The organism is Pedobacter sp. SAFR-022 (assembly GCF_051965375.1).
Lineage (GTDB): Bacteria > Bacteroidota > Bacteroidia > Sphingobacteriales > Sphingobacteriaceae > Pedobacter.
Genome location: NZ_JBQCME010000004.1, coordinates 352496 through 376346 on the forward strand (window position 1 = coordinate 352496; position 23851 = coordinate 376346).

General features: G+C 43.7%; 23 protein-coding genes. 18 read left to right on the forward strand and 5 right to left on the reverse strand.

All coding sequences use genetic code 11. The features are described 5' to 3' along the window. Positions 1 to 104 precede the first annotated feature (104 nt). Positions 105 to 3032 (reverse strand): ligand-binding sensor domain-containing protein, encoded by a 2928-nt coding sequence (locus ACTHQF_RS12235; RefSeq protein WP_440430502.1) that lies wholly within the window; start codon positions 3030 to 3032, stop codon positions 105 to 107. 11 nt (positions 3033 to 3043) lie between these two features. Continuing rightward, positions 3044 to 3817, reverse strand: a complete 774-nt coding sequence (locus ACTHQF_RS12240; protein WP_440430503.1) for a LytR/AlgR family response regulator transcription factor — start codon at positions 3815 to 3817, stop codon at positions 3044 to 3046. 141 nt (positions 3818 to 3958) lie between these two features. On the opposite strand from ACTHQF_RS12240, the gene ACTHQF_RS12245 reads away from it, so the two are divergent. Both ACTHQF_RS12245 and ACTHQF_RS12250 read left to right on the forward strand, forming a co-directional pair. Beyond that, complete coding sequence (locus tag ACTHQF_RS12245) at positions 3959 to 4690, forward strand: ferritin-like domain-containing protein (RefSeq protein WP_440430504.1); 732 nt, start codon at positions 3959 to 3961, stop codon at positions 4688 to 4690. Between the two features lie 11 nt (positions 4691 to 4701). Continuing rightward, on the forward strand, positions 4702 to 5553 hold the full coding sequence (locus ACTHQF_RS12250; protein WP_440430505.1) for a ferritin-like domain-containing protein: 852 nt from the start codon (positions 4702 to 4704) through the stop codon (positions 5551 to 5553). Between the two features lie 85 nt (positions 5554 to 5638). Here ACTHQF_RS12250 and mqnC read toward each other — a convergent pair whose 3' ends face one another. Continuing rightward, positions 5639 to 6763 carry a cyclic dehypoxanthinyl futalosine synthase gene (gene mqnC / locus ACTHQF_RS12255; protein ID WP_440430506.1) on the reverse strand — a complete coding sequence of 375 codons (1125 nt, stop codon included), beginning with the start codon at positions 6761 to 6763 and terminating at the stop codon, positions 5639 to 5641. A gap of 99 nt (positions 6764 to 6862) precedes the next feature. Here mqnC and ACTHQF_RS12260 point away from each other — a divergent pair, with 99 nt between their 5' ends. The 16 genes from ACTHQF_RS12260 (at position 6863) to ACTHQF_RS12335 (ending at position 22655) form a co-directional block, all read left to right on the forward strand. Next, a complete protein-coding gene (locus ACTHQF_RS12260; protein WP_440430507.1) occupies positions 6863 to 8107 on the forward strand; it encodes a M16 family metallopeptidase in 1245 nt (414 codons plus the stop codon). Next, on the forward strand, positions 8100 to 9374 hold the full coding sequence (locus ACTHQF_RS12265) for a M16 family metallopeptidase (RefSeq protein WP_440430508.1): 1275 nt from the start codon (positions 8100 to 8102) through the stop codon (positions 9372 to 9374). Before ACTHQF_RS12260 ends, ACTHQF_RS12265 begins: the two co-directional genes overlap by 8 nt. A 76-nt stretch (positions 9375 to 9450) precedes the next feature. Next, positions 9451 to 9912, forward strand: coding sequence for a GNAT family N-acetyltransferase (locus ACTHQF_RS12270; RefSeq protein WP_440430509.1), 462 nt, complete (start codon positions 9451 to 9453; stop codon positions 9910 to 9912). A gap of 106 nt (positions 9913 to 10018) precedes the next feature. Further along, complete coding sequence (gene guaB, locus ACTHQF_RS12275; RefSeq protein ID WP_440430510.1) at positions 10019 to 11488, forward strand: IMP dehydrogenase; 1470 nt, start codon at positions 10019 to 10021, stop codon at positions 11486 to 11488. Between the two features lie 143 nt (positions 11489 to 11631). Continuing rightward, complete coding sequence (locus ACTHQF_RS12280; RefSeq protein WP_440430511.1) at positions 11632 to 12216, forward strand: TIGR00730 family Rossman fold protein; 585 nt, start codon at positions 11632 to 11634, stop codon at positions 12214 to 12216. Between the two features lie 83 nt (positions 12217 to 12299). Continuing rightward, complete coding sequence (locus tag ACTHQF_RS12285; RefSeq protein ID WP_440430512.1) at positions 12300 to 13070, forward strand: hypothetical protein; 771 nt, start codon at positions 12300 to 12302, stop codon at positions 13068 to 13070. A 9-nt stretch (positions 13071 to 13079) separates the two neighbouring features. After that, positions 13080 to 14048, forward strand: coding sequence for a bifunctional methionine sulfoxide reductase B/A protein (locus ACTHQF_RS12290; protein WP_440430513.1), 969 nt, complete (start codon positions 13080 to 13082; stop codon positions 14046 to 14048). A gap of 60 nt (positions 14049 to 14108) precedes the next feature. Next, complete coding sequence (locus ACTHQF_RS12295; RefSeq protein WP_440430514.1) at positions 14109 to 14432, forward strand: hypothetical protein; 324 nt, start codon at positions 14109 to 14111, stop codon at positions 14430 to 14432. A gap of 1 nt (position 14433) precedes the next feature. Further along, positions 14434 to 14769, forward strand: a complete 336-nt coding sequence (locus tag ACTHQF_RS12300; protein ID WP_440430515.1) for a hypothetical protein — start codon at positions 14434 to 14436, stop codon at positions 14767 to 14769. A gap of 1 nt (position 14770) precedes the next feature. After that, complete coding sequence (locus tag ACTHQF_RS12305; RefSeq protein WP_440430516.1) at positions 14771 to 15904, forward strand: glutathionylspermidine synthase family protein; 1134 nt, start codon at positions 14771 to 14773, stop codon at positions 15902 to 15904. Between the two features lie 12 nt (positions 15905 to 15916). Then, positions 15917 to 17566, forward strand: coding sequence for a beta-N-acetylhexosaminidase (locus ACTHQF_RS12310; protein ID WP_440430517.1), 1650 nt, complete (start codon positions 15917 to 15919; stop codon positions 17564 to 17566). Between the two features lies 1 nt (position 17567). Next, positions 17568 to 18566: an L-glyceraldehyde 3-phosphate reductase gene (mgrA, locus tag ACTHQF_RS12315; protein ID WP_440430518.1), complete on the forward strand. Its 999-nt coding sequence runs from the start codon at positions 17568 to 17570 to the stop codon at positions 18564 to 18566. 78 nt (positions 18567 to 18644) lie between these two features. After that, positions 18645 to 20273: an acyl-CoA carboxylase subunit beta gene (locus ACTHQF_RS12320; RefSeq protein ID WP_440430519.1), complete on the forward strand. Its 1629-nt coding sequence runs from the start codon at positions 18645 to 18647 to the stop codon at positions 20271 to 20273. A 19-nt stretch (positions 20274 to 20292) separates the two neighbouring features. Next, positions 20293 to 20922, forward strand: coding sequence for a toxin-antitoxin system YwqK family antitoxin (locus ACTHQF_RS12325; protein ID WP_440430520.1), 630 nt, complete (start codon positions 20293 to 20295; stop codon positions 20920 to 20922). A gap of 91 nt (positions 20923 to 21013) precedes the next feature. Beyond that, on the forward strand, positions 21014 to 21976 hold the full coding sequence (gene trxB, locus ACTHQF_RS12330; RefSeq protein WP_440430521.1) for a thioredoxin-disulfide reductase: 963 nt from the start codon (positions 21014 to 21016) through the stop codon (positions 21974 to 21976). A 49-nt stretch (positions 21977 to 22025) separates the two neighbouring features. Next, the gene (locus ACTHQF_RS12335; RefSeq protein WP_440430522.1) at positions 22026 to 22655 is read left to right on the forward strand and encodes a hypothetical protein; all 630 of its coding nucleotides are present in this window, start codon (positions 22026 to 22028) and stop codon (positions 22653 to 22655) included. Here the strand turns inward: ACTHQF_RS12335 and ACTHQF_RS12340 are convergent. Further along, positions 22652 to 23245 carry a hypothetical protein gene (locus tag ACTHQF_RS12340; protein ID WP_440430523.1) on the reverse strand — a complete coding sequence of 198 codons (594 nt, stop codon included), beginning with the start codon at positions 23243 to 23245 and terminating at the stop codon, positions 22652 to 22654. The genes ACTHQF_RS12335 and ACTHQF_RS12340 overlap by 4 nt on opposite strands. Beyond that, the gene (locus tag ACTHQF_RS12345; RefSeq protein WP_440430524.1) at positions 23232 to 23729 is read right to left on the reverse strand and encodes an RNA polymerase sigma factor; all 498 of its coding nucleotides are present in this window, start codon (positions 23727 to 23729) and stop codon (positions 23232 to 23234) included. Before ACTHQF_RS12345 ends, ACTHQF_RS12340 begins: the two co-directional genes overlap by 14 nt. Between the last annotated feature and the right edge of the window lie 122 nt (positions 23730 to 23851).

Here is a 23851-nt window from a genome sequence, read left to right on the forward strand (position 1 = left end):
AACCATGTTTGTTTAATTTCTAATACAAGTTTAAGGCAAAGCTTGGCTCTATTTTTTTATTCTTAGCCAATGGTAGAAAATATTGAGTAAACGGTCAATTGTGATCAAATTGGAACTTGTATGGTCACCATGGTGCCCGAATTTCCACGTTGATTGATCGAGATCTGGATCGAAATCGACTCAATCTGATTAAGCAACTGTACCCTTTCTTGCGTTAAGCTCATACCTTTGCTACTATGGCTATCCCGCTTCAGTCTTTGTGAATTATCTATACCCACGCCGTCATCGATAATATATATCAGTAGTATTTCTTCATCAATAACTTCCATGGTGATCTGAATATTTCCACCTTCTTCTTTTGGCATGATCCCATGCCAAATTGCATTTTCTACATAGGGTTGCAGCAGCATCGAAGGAATAAAAACCTCTTCTTTATCAATCTTAGGATCTATTTTGAAGGTATAGTTGAACTTTTCACCAAAACGCTTCTTTTCAAGCCCTAAGTAGAGCGTAAGGTATTCGAGTTCCTCTTCCAAGGAAATAAAGCTTTTGGTACATATTTCCAGGTTCTTTCGGATCAGGCGTGCGAAACCTGTTAAGATCTTATTGGCTGAGGAAGTATCCTTGGTGTTGATGTAGTGTTGAATTGAATTCATCACATTAAAGATAAAATGTGGGTTCATCATTGCGAGCAAGGCACGTTGTTCCAGGATTAAGATCTTGTGCTTTAACACCAATTGCTTTTGTTCCTGGTTTTTCCGCCAATTGGTAATGATTACGGCAATTTTATAGAAGGAGAAACTGGCGGCAATGAGCAGCACCAGAATAAACCAATTGCGTTGCCAGAAATGTTCTTCAAGCTTAAACTTGATCTTTGTAGGATCACTCCATTCGGTATTGTTGGATTTGCTGCTGATTTCGAAAGTATAATCGCCGGGAGAAAGCGCTGAAAACTCCAGTCTCCTGTTCCGGGTTTCAGTCCAGTTATCTAGAGGATTCAATCGAAATCTATAAACAAGGTCCTGTTTTTCGAAGTCAATTGCGCTATAAATGAAGGTGATGTTATTTTTTGATGGATCAAGTGAAACCAGTGTATCCTCAACAGCGAGGGAATTGTTGTTATTCAGGATACTGGAAACGATGACTTTAGGTGCCTTGCTTTTCTTGGTAAATGCTTTTTTTGGAATGAAAATCAATCCATTGTTCGTCGCAAAATAAGCTGTTTTGCTACTAATGTAAAGGTCATTAACATCGTTTTTTAACATTGCATTGGTATATTCAAAGCTTTGTATTTCTACCTTAGCTCCATCGATGTGGACGTTGTTAATCCCATTGTTTGTAATTACCCAAAGGTGATTACCGTCAACGAATAGTTTCTTACATATGTTGTCGGCTAATCCGTCTAAGATGGTAACTGTCCTGATGATCTTGCCATCTTTAATGTAAGTCAGACCGTAACCGTCAGTAGCAAGTACAAGCATACCGTTTCCAAGTTCCTTGATGTCGTTAACCCGTTTGTCTGCAAGGTACTCGATGTCTTTTGCGCTCTTTAAACCTTCGCCACCAACCGAACTTAAGCCTTCGGTATTCGAGTACCACAGTTGTCCGGTACTATTGAAATGAACCGAATAGGCCCGATTGGCAAAGAAGTTCTTTCCATTTCTAACCTTTAAAGCATGAAAATGGAATTGCTCCCGGGGGTTGTCAATCAGGAATACTCCGGATGCGGAAGCAATCGCCAATTGGTTTTTAGCGCTCAGGCTGAAATCTTTAACCGCGAGTACTGAACCTGTAGCTTCCCTCAGTAATTCTGCTTGTTGTTGTTGATAGATATTTTTAATTCGACCTAAGACAAAGTCTGTACTGAAATAAATGGAACTGTTACCACTATCCAGGTGTAGCTGTTTGATGTTGTTTTTAAATCCGAGTTTAGCGAGGCCGATCTTTTGAATAGCTCTGGACTTCAGGTCAAGAACATTCAACATCCCCTTATCCAAACCCAGCCAGAGGCGGTTGTTCTTATCTTTGGTGATGCTCTTGATGTAATTGCTGGACAAGCCTTGTTCCTGATTCAAGATGTACATCCGGTTTTCCTCGCCAGGTAGCATGTAGATACCATTAGAGGTCGTAAACCACATGTTTTGGTGCTTATCCCTGATAACCTGACTTGCAGGAATGTTGTGTAGGTATTGCACTGAAGGCTTACCTTTTTCAAACTTGAAGACGCCTTCATTATTGCTAAGCCACAATTCGGTAGATGTTGCATGAATGAACCCCAGTTTGTTGTTCAGCATTTCTGCAGGTACCTTGATGTCGATCGCTTTCACTCCATGCTCAAAGCGCTTCAAGCCATCATTGTCAAGGTATAAAAGGTTGTGCTTTGGTCTGATATCGACTGTCTTGTAGGACAAGGACTTTGGCATCCCGTCGGCGTGATAAAATGCATTATTTTTGAAGACCATACCTGCATTCTGATTGAGCACCCATATATTTCGATCTTGATCTTCATAAACGGAAGCATCTGTGAATTGCCGGTTCATGTCTTTCGATTGAAAATTTACCAACCTTTCGCCGTCAAATAGGTAGAGCAGGTTTTTGTTTGTTCCTAACCAGAATCGTCCTCGGCTATCTTCGAAAAATGAGATAATGATTTCGGTAATATTCAGCTTGCGGAGTAGAGGGGAATTGGATTTGTTGTAAATTTTACCGTTGTGAAAATAACTGAGCTTGCCACTGAAACTCAGAAACCAGATACGTCCGTTCTTATCCTCTTTGATCTGGAGGATCTGATTGTCGGGAAGACCATCGTCAATGCTGAAATTGCGGAAGTATTTGCCGTCGAAACGACTTACGCCCGCGTCAGTGCCAACCCAGATGTAGCCCTTGCTGTCTTGGAAACTAAAAAAGCAAGTATTGCTGGGCAATCCGTCCCTCACGTCGAAATGTTCGATGTAGGTGGTTTGCGCCTGAAGAAGCTGCGTGGAGGATAAGAGCACAGCGCAGAGGATATATAGGAAGTATTTGTATAACACTGGAATGTTGTTTATAGCTGCGTGTAGTTTCTTATCCGTTCCAGGAAATCGCTTGCTCGTCGCCGGGAAACCGCAATTCGCTGTCCATTTTTTAGTGTAAGTTCGAGTCCATTCCTGGAATTATATTCTTGCAGATAGTTTAGATTTACAATACTTGATTTATGAACCCGCACGAACTGACTTTCTGGAAGGATCTCTTCGTATTCTTTCAAAACTTTAGAGACTGTTATTTTTTCATTATCATGAAGATGGAAGATCGAATAGTTACTGTCCGCCTCCACATGTACAATATGATCAAGATCCACCAGTGTATAGCCCTGGCCGTTTGGTAGGCTGATTTTCCGGACATTTTTTTGATCAAGGTCATTTTTTAAGCTTAACAGGCGGGCGCTGCTCGAGGTATCCGATTTTTTTGACGAAATAAACTTTACCGCTTTCTCGACACTTTCCTTCAGTTCATCAATGTCAATCGGTTTTAGCAGATAGTCAAGGGCGTTGGCCTTAATTGCTTTTACGGCATATTGGTCATATGCGGTAGTGAACACCACATGTGCGTTATGCTGCTCAGCTGTGCTAATTAACTCGAATCCATTCTCTCCCGGCATTGCAATATCAAGAAAGATTAAGTCTACCTGATGCTTCTGTAAAAGAAGTTTTGCCTCGGCGACGGATTTGGCTATCCCTGTGATATGCACCACTTTACAGTTCTCTTGTAACAGGAAATATAGCGAGGATCTCGCAAATTCCTCATCGTCAACTATTATGGCATTAATTGTGTTACTCATTCCATTCGGGTTGTGTTAATATACTAGAAATCAAGTGTGTAGCTATGTGAAATCACTACACATTTTCTTTCACAGTCTATCATATATCTGGTTTAATCGTAGTACTTAATCTAACTTGCAAAATAGTTAATCTAAATTTCCATGAAGAATTTAATACAAGAAGAAAAAGAAGTAACTCACGATAGTGAGCGTATTTTAAATTCAGTTTTGCCTCGCCGTTCGTTCCTGCAATTTGCTGGTGCCGGGGCGGTAGGCGTTGCCCTGATGGCGGCAGGATGCAGCAAAGATAAAGATTACGTTGGTCCAACCGACCCAATTGTTCCTGGAGAGAACAAAGTGGAGCTAGGTTCGGGAGACCCCGGCATTTTAAACTATGCATATGCGCTGGAACAATTGGAAGCGGCATTCTACACGAAGGTGGTGGAGTCTTTTTGGTCCGGCATTAGCGAAAAGGAGCGTGACTTCATTACAGATATTCAATTGCATGAGGTTGCACATCGTGAATTATTCAAAAACTTGTTAGGAGATAAGAAGATTGGAAACCTAGCCTTTGATTTTAGCAAAGTAAACTTTAGTGATAAAAACTCCGTATTGACTGCAGCCAAGGATCTTGAAGATATTGGCGTGGCGGCCTATAATGGCGTGGCACCTCTACTTAAGTCAAAAGATGCATTAATTACAGCTGCAAAGATTGTGTCAGTGGAGGCACGTCATGCAGCGTACATCCGTGAAATTTTAAAGCAAAATGATTTTGCTGCAGGGGTGGTTGATGCAAAAGGGCAGGATCGCTCATTAAAACCTTCAGAGGTACTGAACTTCGTAAAACAATATATCACCACCGAAATCAACGCCAGTAATTTACCAACTGCTTAAACAGAACCCTTATGAATTTTTTAAATATACTTAACGAAATAGAAAAGGCCGACAGTGAGATTTATGATCGCATAAATCCACGCAGGGCTGCAATGAAAGATTTCTTCAGCTTTGGCAAGAAAGTAGCCGCAGCGTCTGTACCACTTGCAATAGGTACTATGTTCAAAAAAGCTTATGGACAAACCGCAAGTCCGGCGGTGATTAATGCTTTGAACATTGCGCTTGCGATAGAACATTTCTCCGCAGCATTTTACACCAAAGGCTTCAATGAAGCACCATTTGGTAGTGTCTCTACAGCCGCTGCGGACAAAGCCGCCATTGGAATTATTAGAGATCATGAGCTGGCTCACGTGAAATTTCTTCAGGATACCATTTCAGAGGCAGGAGGTAAGCCAGTTCCAGCACCAAAAGTTGAATCGTATGACTTTACTGGTAAAGGAGAATTTGCACGTCCGTTCCAAAATCTGGATAGCTTTTTGAAAATTGCTCAAGGCTTGGAAGATGTTGCGCTACGTGCGACCAAGGGGGTAGCAGAAGATTTGATGGGTAGTCCATACTTAACTGCTGCATTAAATATGCATGCGGTAGAGGCAAGGCATTCGACCAAAATCCGACTAATCCGTCTTTCCAGGAATCTTTCACAGAGCTTACAGCCTTGGATTTCATTAAACGATGAGACCGACGCACGTCCTGGTGCGGGTGCATACTCCGGAGAAGAGAACGTAACGCAGCAAGGCCAGACTATTACAGGTATCAATGGTAATTCATCAGTTGATGCTGCAAGGGCGACTGAAGCATTCGATGAACCGATCAGTAAAGCAGGTTTAAAGGAAGTGTTGGCACAATTCAAGGTGTTTATCTAATAATTTTGTTTGAAAAGAAAACGGCGATAGAATAATTCTACCGCCGTTTTCTTTTATACCGATTTTTAAATATACCGGTAAAGCTTTAATATGTAATTACTTGTTCTTCCATTTCCTTAGGCAGTTCGCGGTAGTTATACTGCTGTCCACGTAGCTGCGGCACAAAGCCAGCTTCCATGATGGCCTGCTGTATACCTTTCGCGGTAAACCGGTGCGGTGCACCAGCTGCTGACACCACGTTCTCCTCAATCATAATTGATCCGAAGTCGTTGGCACCGGAGTGCAGGCAGATTTGTGCAACAGATTTGCCAACAGTGAGCCAGCTTGCCTGTATATTCTTAATGTTTGGCAACATGATCCTGCTTAACGCAAGCATACGAATGTATTCATCACCGGAAACATTGTTGCTGATGCCCCTTAAGCGCTTCAACAGCGTGCCATCATCCTGAAAAGGCCAAGGAATGAAGGCTAAAAATCCTTTTGCATCTGCTGGTTTTTCGGACTGAACTTCGCGGATCCAGACGAGGTGTTCAAAACGCTCTTCAATCGTCTCCACATGACCAAACATCATGGTTGCTGATGTGGTAATATCCAGTTTATGCGCTGCACGCATCACGTCCAGCCACTCCTGACCGCCACATTTACCTTTAGATATCAAGCGTCTAACGCGGTCATTCAGAATTTCTGCACCAGCCCCTGGCAGTGAGTCCATACCAGCAGCTTTAAGTGTGCTGAGTACTTCTGTATGACTGATACCTTCGAGTTTGGCTACGTGGGCAATTTCTGGTGGTCCTAAAGCATGTAGTTTCAGGTCTGGATAAAGTTCTTTTAACTTTTTAAACAGGTCTGCGTAAAACTGCAGGCCCAAATCCGGGTGGTGTCCACCTTGTAAGAGCAGCTGATCACCCCCTAAGCGAAAGGTTTCCTCAATCTTCTGCTTATAAGTTTCGATATCGGTGATGTAGCTTTCTTCGTGGCCGGGGCGCCTGAAAAAGTTGCAGAACTTACAATTTGCAATACATACATTGGTTGTATTCACATTGCGGTCAATCTGCCAGGTTACTTTTCCGCTAGGCACTTGCTTTTTACGTAGTTCATTGGCCACGTAAGCGAGTTCTGCTGTTGCCGCATGGTGATAGAGATAAACGCCTTCTTCCTGTGTTAAGAAGTCAAAATTCAAGGCCCGTTCCAGTAAATTGGCAGTATTCATGTCGCAAATATACCATTCCCTGCGCTATTATTATTTCACAAGAATATCACATTTCCCCTGCCTGTAATACCTATATTTGCCGGAACTTTTTTATATTTTATGGTAGATTTCAACCGTTTTACATTAGCCAATGGCCTTCGGGTTTTGGTTCATGAAGATGATACAACACCAATGGCCGTATTAAACATCCTGTACGATGTAGGTGCCAGAGATGAAGAACAAGGTAAAACCGGCTTCGCCCATTTGTTTGAACACCTCATGTTTGGAGGGTCCATTAATATTCCCAGTTACGATGAACCTCTGCAAAGGGTCGGTGGCGAGAACAATGCCTTTACCAGTAACGATATTACCAATTACTACATCACATTGCCTGCAACAAACCTGGAAACTGCCTTCTGGCTTGAAAGCGACCGGATGTTGAGTCTTGCCTTTTCTGAAAAAAGCTTGGAAACCCAGCGTAACGTAGTGTGTGAAGAATTTAAGCAACGTTACCTGAACCAGCCTTATGGTGATGTTTGGTTGAAACTGCGTCCACTCGCTTATGAGCAGCACCCTTACAAATGGGCCACCATCGGTCAGGATCTTAAACAGATCGAAAATGCAAGGATGGAAGATGTGAAAGCGTTTTTTAAAAAGCATTACAATCCGATGAACGCCATCATGGTTGTTGGCGGTAACGTTAAAACGGAGGAGGTAAAGCAGCTTGCTGAGAAATGGTTTGAACCGATTCCTTCCGGTGAGAAGTATGTCAGAAACCTTCCAAAAGAGCCGGCGCAGACCGCTGCTAGAAAGGAATTTGTTTATGCGGATGTGCCATTAAATGCAATTTATATGGCTTTTAAAATGCCAGCCCGACGAGATCCCGCTTATCAGTCGTTTGATCTCATGTCAGACGTGTTGTCGCAGGGACAATCTTCCCGATTATATAATAGTCTTCTAAAGGAGCAGCAACTATTCAGTGATATTCATGCATACATTACCAGCAGCATGGACGAGGGTTTATTTGTGATAGAAGGTAAGCTTGTGGAAGGCGTATCGGTGGAAGATGCGGAAGCAGCCATCTGGCGTGAACTGGAGTTATTAAAAATCCAGGGCGTGAGCAATGATGAAATCACAAAAGTGAAGAACAAAACGGAGTCGATCATGGTCTTTGCGGAGTTGAACCTTTTAGACAAGGCGATGAACCTGGCCTATTACGAACTATTGGGCGATGCTAATCTGCTCAATGCAGAGATTGACAAGTACCTTGCTGTGACGCCAGAAAAAATCCAAATGGCTGCACAATCTACTTTCCTTCCTGAGAAATGTTCCACATTGTATTATTTGATTAAAAAAGATGCTTAACAGAACGATAACACCTGAATTTAAACAGGTCATTGATATTAATTTTCTGGTGCCAAACAAACAACAGCTGGACAACGGCATCCCGGTATTTACCATAAACGCGGGGCAACAGCACCTGGTTCGAATTGAGTTTATTTTTGAAAATGTAAACTACAATGCCCTAAAGCCGCTACAGGCAATAGCCGTGAACCAGTTGATCAACAATGGGACACCTTCGTTAAGCGCAAAGGAGATTGCAGAGCGTGTGGATTATTATGGAGCATTCCTGCAAACCGAATATGGAGCTGATCAAAGCAGTGTCCGTGTGTATACGCTGAATAAGCACCTGGCAGCTGTTCTTCCGATTTTAAAATCAATCATCACAGAAAGTATTTTCCCCGAGCAGGAGCTTGCAATTTTTGTTCAGAATCAGAAACAATCGTTACAGGTTAGCATGCAGAAAAATGACTACCTGGCAAGGAAGCAATTCGCCAATGAAATTTTCGGCAATACCAGCTATGGTTCCAGCATAGAACCCGAGCACTATGATGCTATATCAAGACAAGAGTTGCTGGATTATTTCCATGCAGCTTATAAGCCAGAAAACTGTACCATCTTTGCTGCAGGGAAATTCGATGCAGATGCTTTTGAAATCCTAAACCGGAACTTTGGCGGTAACTGGGGCGAGCAGGTGCCATTTCAGATTAATAAATTTGACTTCAAAATAAAGGATCGCAAAGAGATTTTTATCGAGCGACCGGAAGCGGTACAATCGGCCATAAGAATGGGACGATTGGCAATTAACCGTAGCCACCCTGACTTTCCAGGCTTACAAGTACTAAATACACTTTTGGGAGGTTACTTCGGCTCACGTTTGATGGCTAATATCCGTGAAGATAAAGGTTATACTTATGGCATTGGTTCAGCTGTTGTGTCGCTACGTGATGCAGGATATTTCTTTATCGCTACAGAGGTGGGTGCAGAAGTATGTTCTAGTGCAGTAAAGGAGATTGAACTTGAAATTGAGATGCTGAAAAATGAACTCGTTCAAGCACCGGAGCTGGACCTTGTACGAAACTATATACTTGGATCCATGCTTGGTAGTCTGGATAATGCGTTTTCTCACGCGGATAAATTTAAAAACCTACACTTTTCTAATCTTGATTACAGCTACTATGACCGGTACATCAACATTGTGAAAACCATCACACCCGAAGAACTCTTGGTTCTGGCGAATCGCTATTTGCAACAAGAGCATTTTACGAGTGTAATTGTGGGTAAAAAATAAAGCAAATTTACGATCATATACTTTAAAATAGCTGAAACACAAAGGCGGCTTTGCTGTTCTACGCTAAACATTTTTTATGCCTCATACGCCCATAGATAAAAACAAGCTAGTTTATATTTTCAACCCAGACCTGGACAGCATTGACTGGACACACATCTGTGAACTGTTCTATAAAGTTAACTGGCGCACCCGAGTTGAGGACGAGATTAGATTGGCTTTTAGCAAAAGTACCGTGACCTTGTTTGTTTATTTTGAAGCGCAGATCATTGCCTTTGGCAGGACCGTGGATGATGGAAGATACTATGCTCAACTGGCCGACATTATTGTAGATCCTGACTATCAGGGTAATGGGCTTGGAAAAAGCCTGGTCAGTAAAATTAACGAACAACTGGAAAATTATCATTTTGTAACACTCACCGCTGCACCGGGAAAGGGCGACTTCTACAAAAGTCTGGGTTGGAAAAAACAGACGACCGCATTTATCTGGCCGCAAGGACCGAAGCAGCGGCGTCAGCATACGGAGCCTGAAGCCGAATAAATTGTCAGCCGGGGGTTAAAAGGCGCATATAACGAGATGTCTATTGTGTATTCCTTAATATTAATGTAGATTTGCCCGGCAAATAATAACTCCTAAATTATTTGCTATGCAACTCGATCCCCAAAAATTTATTGCTGAAGGACTAACATACGATGACGTATTGCTGGTTCCCGCATATTCAGAAGTTCTTCCACGCGATGTGGATACACAGACCTATCTGACCAAAAAAATCCGCTTAAATGTTCCTGTTGTTTCTGCTGCTATGGATACGGTAACAGAATCCGGCTTAGCCATTGCAATTGCGCAGGCAGGTGGTATCGGGATGCTGCATAAAAATATGAGCATTGAACGCCAGGCTGAAGAGGTTCGTAAAGTTAAGCGTTCGGAAAGTGGTATGATCCAGGATCCGGTAACACTTAGCAAAGATGCTAAAGTCTCAGATGCCTTTCAGATCATGAATAAATACAAGATCGGTGGTATTCCGGTAATTGACGAAGACAATAAACTTGTCGGCATCATTACCAACCGTGATCTTAGATTCCAGAAAAATATGCAGCGCCCCATCTTTGAGGTGATGACAAAGGAAAACCTGATTACTGCTCCAGAGGGAACAACATTATTGCAGGCGGAAGAAATTCTTCAAGATTACAAGATTGAAAAGCTTCCGGTTGTTGATCAGGAAGGCCGCCTTGCAGGACTGATCACCTTTAAAGACATCCAGAAATATAAAAACTTCCCAAAAGCATGTAAAGACGAACATGGTCGCCTTAGGGTGGGTGCTGCTGTCGGCGTTGCTGCTGATAATATAGAGCGTGTAGCTGCATTGGTACAGGCCGGCGTAGACGTCGTAACCGTTGATACTGCACACGGACATTCCAAAGGTGTAATTGATATGGTGATTGCGATTAAGCAACGTTTCCCTGATCTGCAGGTTATCGCAGGAAATATTGCTACCGCAGATGCTGCCCGTGCCTTGGCAGAGGCTGGTGCGGATGCCGTAAAAGTTGGTATCGGTCCTGGTTCGATTTGTACCACGCGTATCATTGCTGGAGTAGGTGTACCCCAGCTCTATGCCGTTTATGAATGTGCACAAGCTTTGAAAGGTACAGGCATTCCTGTTATCGCTGATGGCGGTATCAAACAAACTGGTGATATCGTGAAAGCAATTGCAGCAGGTGCAAGCACCATTATGGCTGGCTCGCTGTTCGCAGGTGTCGAAGAATCTCCAGGTGAAACCATCATCTATGAAGGTCGTAAATTCAAGTCTTACCGTGGTATGGGCTCTGTTGAAGCCATGCAGCAAGGATCAAAAGATCGTTACTTCCAGGATGAAGAAGATGTGGTTACCAAACTTGTACCAGAGGGAATTGTTGGTCGTGTACCGTACAAAGGCACGCTTGGAGAAGTAATATACCAATATATCGGTGGTCTTCGTGCAGGTATGCACTACTGTGGAGCAGCAACGATAGAGGCTCTTCAAAATGCCAAGTTCGTCCGCATTACGGCAGCTGGTATGCGTGAAAGCCATCCACATGATGTATCCATAACCAAGGAGGCCCCTAATTATTCCAGATAGGCCCTTAACAAGGGGTTAACAAGGCTTACACAAGGCCCTGACCTGGCAATTGCCGCGTCAGGGCCTTGTTTGTACCGGGTAAACTGCTTGTTGACTTAAACGGATTAACAACATTTATATATCTTCAAATAAAAATAATATCAATGAAATCAATATGTGTTTATTGCGGCGCCAACTTCAATGGGGATCCGGTGTTAAAGGCTGCTATTGAGAAACTTACAGCCCGTATGTCTGAAAGAGGCATCTCACTCGTTTACGGCGGCGGCAGTGTAGGTGTGATGGGTTTGCTTGCTGATGAAATGCTAAGTAGGGGTGGTGCAGTTACAGGCATTATCCCGCAGTTTTTGATGGACAAAGAAGTCGGTCATAAAGGGTTAACTGAAATGATTGTCACATCTAATATGCACGAACGCAAGAAGAAAATGGCGGACCTGTCTGAAGCCTTTTTAATTCTGCCTGGTGGGTTTGGTACGCTCGAGGAGTTCTTCGAAGTTTTAACTTGGTTACAGCTGGGTCTGCACAATAAAGCCATAGGTGTGTTGAATATTGGGGGCTACTATGATAACTTATTTGCCCAGATGGACGTTATGGTAGAACAACGCTATTTGAAGCAAGCTAATCGCGACCTTGTGTTTAATGAGCAAGATCCGGAGTTGCTGCTGGAGAAAATGATGAACTTTTCGGCAACACCGGATGAGGTCTGGTTTAAAGATCGTAATCTCACCTAAACATGCAATAAAGGCTGCTTAAAAACTTACTTCCTTGAAAATTGTATTTAATCTATAGCAAAACTTTAATAATAGATAGTTACATGGAAAAGATGATTCAAGCCATATTCAACTCAGAAGTTGAGGCATTCAAAGGTTTACAAGCGATTCAGCAGTTGGGGGACACAAAAGATATTTCTGTTGGAGAGACCTACGTACTTACTAAAGATGAGCAAGGCAAAACGTCGATCCGGTCTGCTAAAGACAATGATTCTGGTGCAGGAACCTTAGGTGGTGGTGTACTTGGTGGATTAATCGGCCTGCTTGCTGGTCCACTTGGATTATTGGTTGGCGTGGCTGGCGGTATGATTGCAGGCTCGGCTTCAGAAACGCTGCGGGCGGAAAGTGTATCTGATTATCTGGATGCCGTGTCGGCGAACATTCCAAATGGCAAGTCTGTGTTAGTTGCGCATATCTGGGAGGATTGGGAAGTCCCACTAAACACCGCCTTGCTTGCCCTGACGAATGACTTAAGCCGGTTTAACCTCGATGAGCAGGTCTATGTTCCGGTGCAATCTGAACTGACGAAAGTTTCTGAGGATATAAAAACGGCCGAAACCAGGTTTTTGGAAGCCGATGGCGCGGACAAGGCAGACTGGAATAAAACGTTACAGGAATTACGTACAAAGCGCCAAAACCTGCAAAAGAAGTTGAATATTAATGTGGATCATCAGGAGAAGCAATACCAGGCCTGGATTGACCATCATACGGAGGAGTTGGAGCAGGATGAAGAGTTGAAAGAGCGATTACGGCACCGGGCAGCAGCTCAACGTGCTAGGCTTGAACTCCTGAGGAAAAACAAGTCGGAATACTAAGGAACGAGCATGTTAAAATATATTGACGTTGTAAAATTTGTTAATCACGGCAATCCGGCACCCGACTGGATACTAAATAAAACAGAGGCAGAATGGAAGGCGCAACTTAGCCCTGAGGTGTACCAGGTGACGCGTCTGAAAGGTACAGAACGGGCCTACAGCTCAGAAATGTGTAGCTTGTTTGAGCCAGGTCTTTATGCCTGTGCATGCTGCGGAACACTGCTGTTTGACGGACGAGAGAAGTTCGAGTCTGGCACCGGCTGGCCTTCATTTACACAGCCGATAAAAGAAAATGCTGTTGCCTATGTGCGTGATGATTCTTCCGGCATGCGTAGGATTGAAGCTCTATGCAACACTTGTAAGGCCCACCTGGGCCATGTGTTTCCGGATGGGCCGGCACCCAGCGGCTTGCGATATTGCATGAATGCTTTGTCGCTAGAAAAAATAAAGACGACGTTCGAAAAAGCTGTTTTTGGTGGTGGTTGTTTCTGGTGTACCGAAGCAATTTTTGATGAATTGAAAGGTGTAGCGGTTGTGGAGAGTGGCTACAGCGGCGGTGCTATCGCAAACCCAACGTACCGCGAGGTTTGTTCTGGAAGAACGGGACATGCAGAGGTTATCCAGGTGACCTTCGATCCTGCGGAGATTTCTTACGAGGATTTACTGCGTATTCACTTGAGCACTCATAATCCAACGACACCAAACCGGCAAGGTGCAGATGTTGGTACGCAGTATCGAAGTATCATCCTGGTAAGTAATGATCAACAGCGGGCAAGTGCTGAAAAGATCCTATCGGAGTTACAAGCGTTTTATAAGCAGCCGATCGTTACAGAAATTAAACCACTGGAGGCCTTTTATATTGCTGAGCCGGAGCATCAGAAATTTTACATTAACAATCCAGAGCAAGGTTATTGTCAGGCCGTCATTGATCCTAAACTCGAGAAGTTCCGGGAATTATTCTCTTCCTTGAGGAAATAGCCGTGGTTATTGGTTATTTGGCTGATAAAATCATTATTTTAGGCCAAACAATCAATATAAATGAAGAACGGTTATTGGTTCGCGTTGCTGTTTTGCCTGGTGTCTGCCGGCTGTCAGGAACGGAACGAAGAAGATAAAGTCAAAGAAGTTGAAAAGGATGGTTCTGTGGAGATGAAGGTTGAAATTACGCATCTTGACACACTGCATGACGTAATGAAAACGGAGAAGATTTTCTGGGTGAAAGGACAGCAGGAAAAAACCGTTATCGACCTGGATACGGTGCCCTCATTAGGTATGACCACACAGACTGTTAAAACCAGTTCTGGGTCGGATACCACGGCGCAGATCAACAAAAACTATAAAATATTTATCACGGTGAAGTAGCATGAAGAGATCGAAATATGTGACACTTGTTTTAATTACTTCTGCCTTAGCTGCATGTAATAAGTCGGAACCAGAACCAAGCTGGGATAGCAATGAAGTATACATGCGTTCTGACAGCACCGCCGAGTATACGCACACGCAGGGATCATACTTGCCATTGTTCTTGTGGTACTATGCATTCAGGCCTTATGGGATGTTCGGCGCAAACGGTTTCAGGCATTCAGGTTATTACTCCGGGGCATTAAGTAAAAGTTCAAATATTGGAACCTCGGCAAGTAAAAGCCGGGCAATAAGGGGAGGTTTTGGCGGCTCAAGTTCATCTAAGGTAGGCGCATAAAATGAAGCGAATTGGAGTTACGCCGCGGAATAACTGGCAGGCAGCTGTAGAAAAACTGGGTTTTGGATTTCATACTGACGATGTACCATATTGGAAGGAGGATGCTTATTATCAGCTTTCCAGCCAGGATGTGACCAAAATAGAACTGGCTACCGCTGAGCTCTGGCGAATGTGCCTGATTGCGGTTCAGCATGTTATCGACCATAAATTGTATCCGCTATTCTCCATTCCCCAGAAAGCGATTGGCCTGATTGAACAAAGTTGGGAAGCTGATGAGCCATCCATTTACGGGCGCTTTGACTTGGGCTTTGACGGCGAGCAGATCAAATTATTCGAATTTAACGCCGATACGCCCACCTCGCTTTTTGAGGCGGCGATTGTGCAATGGTTCTGGCTACAAGATTTTAACCGGGAAGGTGATCAATTTAATATGCTGCATGAGCAGCTGATCGCATACTGGAAGCACTTGAAGCTGTATCTATATGACGGACCGCTACACTTCGCCTGTATCAAAGGCTCCCTGGAAGATCTTACAACCGTAGAATACATGCGTGACTGTGCCATTCAGGCTGGTTTAGAGACTAAACTCATTTTTATGGATGATCTGGGGTGGGATGAACAAACAGCGACTTTCGTGGACATGGAAGATCAGCCTGTCAGGAACATTTTTAAACTCTATCCATGGGAGTGGATGGTAGAAGAGCCCTTCTTCGATCAGCTATTAGTGACAAAGGACATGCACTGGATCGAACCAGCCTGGAAAATGATTCTCTCGAACAAAGCGATTCTGCCGGTGCTTTGGGAGTTATTCCCAGACTCGCCTTATCTGCTTGCAGCCTATACCGAAGCGGAAAATACACTAAGCAATTATGTGCGTAAGCCGATACTGAGCCGGGAAGGTGCAAATATTCAAATTATCAGAAATGGGTATATTGAAGCACAAACGAAAGGAGAATACGGCGCCGAAGGATTTATTTGTCAGGCATTCTTTGAAATACCTAAATTTACTGGTAAGACGCCGATCATTGGCTCTTGGGTAATCGGGCAGGAGGCTTCAGGCATTGGCATACGGGAGAGTAGTTCGGTGATCACTGAAAATACCTCCAACTTTATACCGCATTTAATCAAAAACTAAACCAGATATAAAATGAAAAAAGCAATCAGTGTTCTCCTTTTAGCAGGATGCTTCATCGTGGGGAAGGCCCAGGTGAACATTATTCCTAAACCTGCAGAACTTACCACTCAGCAAGGAACATTTTTAATTAATGCCAAAACGAAAATAGTTGCCAAAGATGCTGCGGTTCAACATTCAGCGAATTTTCTTAATGAATTTCTACAGGATATCTACGGATTCAAACTTGCGATCAGTAAGGTAGCAAGTCCAAATGCCATTGACCTTAGTGTTGGCGGTAATAGCAGTTCGACCGCCGGAGCCTATCAGTTTCAATCGACCAAAAATGGCGTAAAGATTAATGGAGCAAATCCCGAAGGTGTCTTTTATGGCGTTCAGACATTGATCCAACTTCTGCCAACGGAAAAAGCTGCGTCCCTCTCCATTCCTTTGGTGCAAGTTAAAGATGAACCGAGATTTGGATACCGCGGTATGCACCTGGATGTAGGAAGACATTTCTTCCCGGTTTCGTACATCAAAAAATACATCGATTACATCGCGCTACATAAAATGAATTACTTCCACTGGCATTTGACTGAGGATCAGGGCTGGAGGATTGAAATTAAGAAATATCCAAAACTGACCAGTGTTGGTGCTTACAGGAATGGAACCATCATTGGACGTTTCCCTGGCACTGGCAATGATAACCAGAAATATGGCGGATTTTACACGCAGGAAGAAATTAAAGAAGTTGTACGTTACGCTGCTACAAGATATGTGACCATTATTCCTGAGATCGAGATGCCGGGACATGCTTCTGCAGCAATTGCCGCCTATCCTGAACTGAGTACATTTCCGGAAGAGTCAACAACCTTCCCACCGAAAACTGTTTGGGCAGGTCCAACCACAGGTAAGCAGGTTCAACAGACCTGGGGTGTATTTACAGATGTTTTTAGCCCGTCAGAAAAAACTTTCAAGTTTCTTGAAGATGTTATTGATGAGGTGGTAGCCCTGTTCCCTGCACCGTACATCCATATTGGAGGTGATGAAAGTCCTAAAGACAATTGGAAGCGTTCAGAATTTTGTCAGCAGCTGATTAAAGAGAAAGGGCTTAAAGATGAGCATGAGTTACAGAGCTATTTCATTCAGCGCATGGAAAAATACATTAACTCTAAAGGGAAAAAGATCATCGGCTGGGATGAAATTCTGGAAGGTGGCTTAGCACCAAATGCGACAGTAATGAGCTGGAGGGGAGAGAAGGGTGGCATTGAAGCGGCAAAGCAAAAGCATAATGTTATCATGACCCCAACAACTTATGTCTACTTTGATTATGCACAAACTAAAAAAGAAGACTCCGTAACGATCGGTGGATTTATTCCATTGCGGAAGGTGTATGACTACGAGCCTATTCCAGCGGAATTAAATGCCGATGAGCACAAATATGTTTTAGGTGCACAGGCGAACTTATGGACCGAGTACGTTAAGAATGGCCGGAAAGTAGAGTATATGGTTTTCCCAAGAATGACGGCATTAAGTGAAGTGCTTTGGAGTAGGAAAGAAGATAAGAACTGGGAGGATTTTCAACCAAGGTTAAAAACGCAGCTTAAGCGCTTTGACCTGTGGAATATAAATTACAGTAAAGCAGACTGGAATACTGAGGCGGAGGCAGCAAAGACTACAAACTAATATGATTTATACAGCATCACCTGAACGATACGATCGGATGGAATACCGCAGATGCGGGAGAAGTGGCATTAAGTTACCATTGATATCATTAGGCCTGTGGCACAACTTCGGAGACGTTGATGTACCTGAGAACTTCAGAAAAATTCTTCATCTGGCTTTTGACAGCGGAATTACGCATTTTGATCTTGCAAATAACTATGGTCCACCTTATGGATCGGCCGAAAGCAATTTCGGGAAGATACTTAAACAGGATTTTCTGCCCTACAGGGATGAGCTTATCATTTCCACAAAGGCCGGCTACGACATGTGGCCGGGCCCTTATGGGAACTTCGGTTCAAAAAAATACCTGACTGCCAGCCTGGATCAGAGTTTAAAACGAATGGGCTTGGAGTACGTCGATATCTTTTATCATCACCGTCCAGACCCGGAAACGCCGCTGGAGGAAACAATGGCTGCGTTAGACCTTATCGTGCGGCAAGGGAAGGCGCTATACGCAGGGATTTCGAACTATCCTGCTGATCTCGCTGCCAAGGCCTTTGATATTTTGAAAGACCTTGGTACACCATGTTTAATCCACCAGCCGAAATACTCCATGTTAGATCGCTGGGTGGAAGACGGGCTTCTGGATTTACTGGAAGAACGTGGCGTGGGTTGCATCCCATTTTCACCACTGGCGCAAGGCTTGCTAACAAACAAGTACTTAAATGATATTCCTGAAGATTCGCGGGCGGCAAAGTCTACCGGACATTTGCAAACCACGGAAATTACGGCAGCGAAGGTTCAGCAGTTAAGGGCATTAAACGAAATCGCAGCTTCCAGGGGTCAATCGCTTGCACAAATGGCCTTATCATGGTTGTTGAAAGATCCGCGGGTCACATCGGTGTTAGTTGGCGCAAGTAAACCTGCACAACTTGCAGATTCACTGAAGTGTATGGATAGGCTCGACTTTAGGGGTGAGGAACTTGCCCGGATTCAAAGGATTCTAAAATCTGCAATTTAGGATTAGCAATAATGATTCCCCTATACCGAAGCCCGGATCAGACTATAGTTTGATTGATTTAAGACATATCTTGCCCGAATGAACATAGAATTTAATAAGAACGAAGATATTAATAAGCAGCTTGTTTTTCAGGTGAAGAACAGGCTGCAAAAAATATACAAAGGTGGTGGGGAAAAGAGTGCAGCCAAACAGAAGGAAAAAGGTAAGCTGCTTGCCCGGGAGCGTATAAACTACCTGATTGACGAAGGCAGCGACTTTTTGGAGATCGGTGCTTTCGCTGCCGAAGGTATGTATGAAGAACAGGGTGGCTGCCCATCAGCCGGTGTCGTTTGTGGAATCGGGTATGTTTCGGGGCGCCAATGTATGATCGTTGCCAATGATGCGACGGTGAAAGCAGGCGCCTGGTTTCCAATGACTGCGAAAAAGAATTTGCGGGCGCAGGAAATTGCGATGGAGAACCGGTTGCCCGTGATCTACCTGGTGGATAGCGCGGGTGTTTACCTGCCCATGCAGGACGAGATATTTCCCGATAAGGAACACTTTGGTCGTATGTTCAGAAATAATGCGATGATGTCTGCCGAAGGCATAGTACAGATTTCCGCAATTATGGGCTCCTGTGTTGCCGGAGGTGCTTACCTGCCGATCATGAGCGATGAAGCGATGATCGTGGAAGGCACAGGCTCGGTCTTCCTGGCGGGGTCCTATCTGGTAAAATCTGCCATAGGCGAGGATATAGACAATGAAACCTTAGGGGGAGCAACAACCCATTGTGAAATTTCGGGTGTGACGGACTATAAACATCCAAATGATGAGGCCTGCCTGGATAGTATCAAAAAGATCATGAGCATGTTAGGTGCTCCTGAACAAGCCGGTTTTGACCGCATCAGCCCTGTATTGCCTAAGCTGGATCCGGAGGAGCTTTATGGTATTCTACCTGACAATCGCGAAAAACCTTATGAGATACTGGATGTTATCCATCGGTTGGTTGATGGCTCCGAATTTGAGGAGTATAAGCAGCTATATGGACAAAGCATTGTATGTGGACTGGGACGTATTGATGGCTGGGCTGTAGGTATTGTCGCAAATCAACGCAAAGTTGTGAAGTCAAAAAAAGGAGAGATGCAGTTTGGGGGGGTGATTTATTCGGACAGCGCAGATAAAGCAGCAAGGTTTATCATGAACTGTAATCAGAAAAAGATACCGCTGGTATTCTTACAGGATGTTACTGGCTTTATGGTCGGCAGCCGTTCAGAGCAGGGAGGCATTATTAAAGACGGTGCAAAAATGGTAAATGCTGTCGCGAATTCCGTGGTTCCCAAGTTCACCATCATTATCGGTAATTCTTATGGGGCTGGCAACTATGCCATGTGCGGAAAAGCCTATGATCCGAGGCTGATCTTTGCCTGGCCTACGGCGAAGATTGCAGTTATGGGCGGTTCTCAGGCCGCGAAAACGCTGTTGCAAATTCAGGTTGCTTCTTTAAAAGCAAAAGGAGAAACCATTACGCCGGAGAAAGAGGCGGAATTATTAAAAGAGACAACGGACCGTTACAATAGTCAGACAACGCCATATTATGCTGCATCCAGGTTGTGGGTTGATGGTATTATTGCTCCTGCTGAAACTAGAAAGGTCATCTCCATGGGTATTGAAGCCGCAAATCAGTCGCCAATTAAAAAGTCCTTCAGCGTAGGGGTTATTCAAACTTAGGCGTTTATTTAAGATCATTATGAAAAAGATATTGGTATTCTTGGTTTTGCTGATGAGCGCTGCTGCAAGCATGGCGCAGGTGAAAACCGTGTATTTTAACGAGGAAGATGAGATTGTAAAAGATTCCACGCAAGCAGTTTCTTATGCGTTGGTTGGACGTGTCACCGGGGATACCGTGTATACGGTGAAGAAATTTGACGCAGATGGTTATATGATGATGACCGGCGCCTACAAAGACGATGAATTTAAAGTTCCGCACGGTAATTTTGTATACTATGATTGGGTCGAAGCAATCTCACCGCTCGGTAACTACGTTGTTCCGCCAGGTGGAAAAGAGCGGTTCATTAATCTGAGAGGTACTTTCAGGAACGGGTTACGGGAAGGTCGCTGGATTGCCTATTATCAAAGTGGAAGCATTAAGGATGCAATAAATTATAAACATAATCTGATGCATGGTGAGTACAGGAACTTCGATTATAAGGGAAACCTGGAAACGCTAGGCAACTTCGTTAATAACAAAAAGGAAGGTACCTGGATTACCAAAGGCGGCCGGGTAACTTATGTATTCAAAAACGACAAGGTTATATCTACTACAAAGAAATCCAAGAAGCAACTAGAGGCGGAGCGTGCTGCTGCAGCCAAGAAATAATATAATCAATTTATCACATTACGGCATCCGGATGCGGCATATTTGTACATGCTGCGGCGAAAACGTAATTTTGCATTTCAAAACAAATACTATGTCTCAAGAAATAGAACACGTTCAATGTTTAATCATCGGATCCGGTCCGGCAGGATATACTGCAGCAATCTACGCTGCCCGTGCGGATCTAAAACCAGTGTTGTATACTGGAATGGAAGCAGGTGGACAATTGACACAGACTACTGAAGTAGATAATTTTCCTGGTTATCCGAATGGAATCACTGGTCCGGAGATGATGGAAGATTTTCGTAAGCAGGCAGAGCGTTTTGGAACTGATATCCGTTTTGGATACGTAAGCTCGGTAGACTTCTCTTCATTGCCACATAAGGTTGTTGTAGATGAGGTTAAGACGATCACTGCTGATACCGTGATTATTTCTACCGGTGCGACTGCCAAATGGCTTGGTCTGCCCAGCGAGCAGCAGTACAATGGATTCGGCGTATCGGCTTGTGCGGTATGTGATGGCTTCTTTTTCAGAGGTCAGGATGTTGCGATTGTCGGAGCAGGGGATACTGCTGCGGAAGAGGCGACCTACCTGGCAAAACTTTGTAAAAAGGTATACATGCTTGTTCGTCGGGATGAGTTCCGCGCGTCGAAAGCCATGGTTCACCGGGTGTTGAACACACCAAACATTGAGGTCATTTACAATACAGAAGCTAAGGAAGTTTTAGGGAATGGTAAAAACGTTACCGGACTTCGCGTAGTAAATAATCAGACTGGTCAGGAATCTGACCTTGCCGTTGAGGGATTCTTTGTAGCAATAGGGCATAAGCCAAACACGGATATATTTAAAGGTTGGCTGGAAATGGATGAAACCGGCTATTTGAAGACTGTTCCTGGAACTACAAAAACCAATGTGGAAGGTGTTTTTGCATGTGGTGATGTGCAGGACCACTACTACCGTCAGGCGATCACCGCTGCGGGATCTGGCTGTATGGCTGCTTTAGATGCTGAGCGCTATCTTGCTGCGAAAGAGGATGAAGTAAAGGTTAGTGTTTAAAATATTTATTTTTTGCTTAGATTGCTTCGGTAAAAAGCAATCTAAGTAAATGAAATATACAAAATCAATTCTACTTCAATCCGCATTTTTGCTCGGACTACTTTCATTATTTTCCTGTACCAATGAGCAGGCGGAAGTTAAGCAACCTGCAAGTGAAAGCAAGGCCGCTAAATCCGCACCTAATCCATTTCCATTCTATAAGGAGCTTGCCGTTACCCCGGGCTTCGGCTTTGAGGTTGTAAGCTGGGGAAAAGGCGTAGATAGTCTTGGTGGCTACCTGATTCTGATGTCAGATTCAGTTAAGAATAATTTCAAATCTTTTGCTGTAGAACGGGAGGGCATCATTACAGATGCCTGGAATATGGATCTGGATAATGACGGCAATCCTGAGATTTACGTGGAATTAAAAACAGCGCAGACCAAGCACGACTTAAACGTTTTTGAGTATTCAAGGGGTAATTTTCAGAAGATCAGTTTTCCAGGACTTCCTTCGAAGTTGAAAGAGGTTTATGATGGAAATGACAAGTATTTCATCAAAGAAGGGGAGTTATTTCGGTCCTTTCCCATCGTCAATCCACAGGATACGACAGAAAAGGCCGGTAATATCAAAGTTGTAAGATATAGCTTAAGGGGTAATCAGTTTTCGACTTCGGAAGTTGAAGAAACGGCTCAACCCTAATCTTTAAACTGGGTGCTCAGACGCTCAAACTTTTCGATAAGGAGTGCTATGCGCTCCTTTTCTCGTTTCATGGCAACCTTTCGCACGAGTGCCGAACAGAAGATTACCCAGGCAAAGCTGAACAAAACAACCACATACTGAATCCACACCTCTAAACGGGCAAGCATCTCGAAGAAGCACAGGATCAATCCAATGCTTAGTGCAACCGTATATATCCAGTAAAGTTTGTTATAGAGGCTGTACCGGTTGATCTGGTACAGTTTAAGATTTTCCAGAAAGGCTTTCGGGTGGATGGTAAAATCGTTATTGGCGATAAGTTTATGTCCCTGATACATCAGGAAGGTATAAACGCCGATAGAGGTTATGATGATGGTGAGACCGGCATGTGTGGCCCAGGATTGTACATCATAGAAAGTCCAGATGGAGGTGATGGCCAGAAATGAAAATACCATTCCTGCCAGGTTCAAAAGAGATTTTAGCCTGATGCTGTTTACCTCCTTTTTCGACTGTCTGAGCATTTCATCTGATGAAATTTTCACTTCAACCTTATGCGTGTCCCAGAGTGATTGTATATGCTCAAATTCTTGCATGCTGATTATATATTTCGGTGAGACGTTGTTTGATACGATGAATTTTAACTCTAAGATTACCTTCGGAGATGCCGGAGATTTCAGCAATCTCAGCATAGGGTAGTTCATCCAGAACCATGGTGATGATTAGCCTGTCGTTTTCTTCCAATTTAGATATTGACTTGTAAAGCAGTGCGATCTGCTCATTTTTCTCCGAGTACTCCTCGGCTCTTGACTCGATGATGTTTTCCGTGAGCTCATCTTTGGCCTGACGCTTTTCAGATCTGAGATAAGTAAGGCAGGTATTTACAGCAATCCTATAAATCCAGGTAGATATCAGGGATTTATTTTTAAACTTATCCAGATTCTGCCAAACTTTCAGGAATGTTTCCTGCAAAAGATCATTAGCCGCGTCAGCATCTCCGGTATAACCGTAACAAAGATGAAATATCTTTTTCGAATTGGTATCGAAGATCTGTTTGAAAAGCTGGTCTTTTTGTGCCACTTACGCTGATTTGATATGTGTTTAGACACTGTTAGTACAGGAATGTTACAGCCTTATTGAACTTTAAAGGGCCTAAACTATATTTCAAGAGTAACATAATTATTGTAGTTTTACGGAATTTT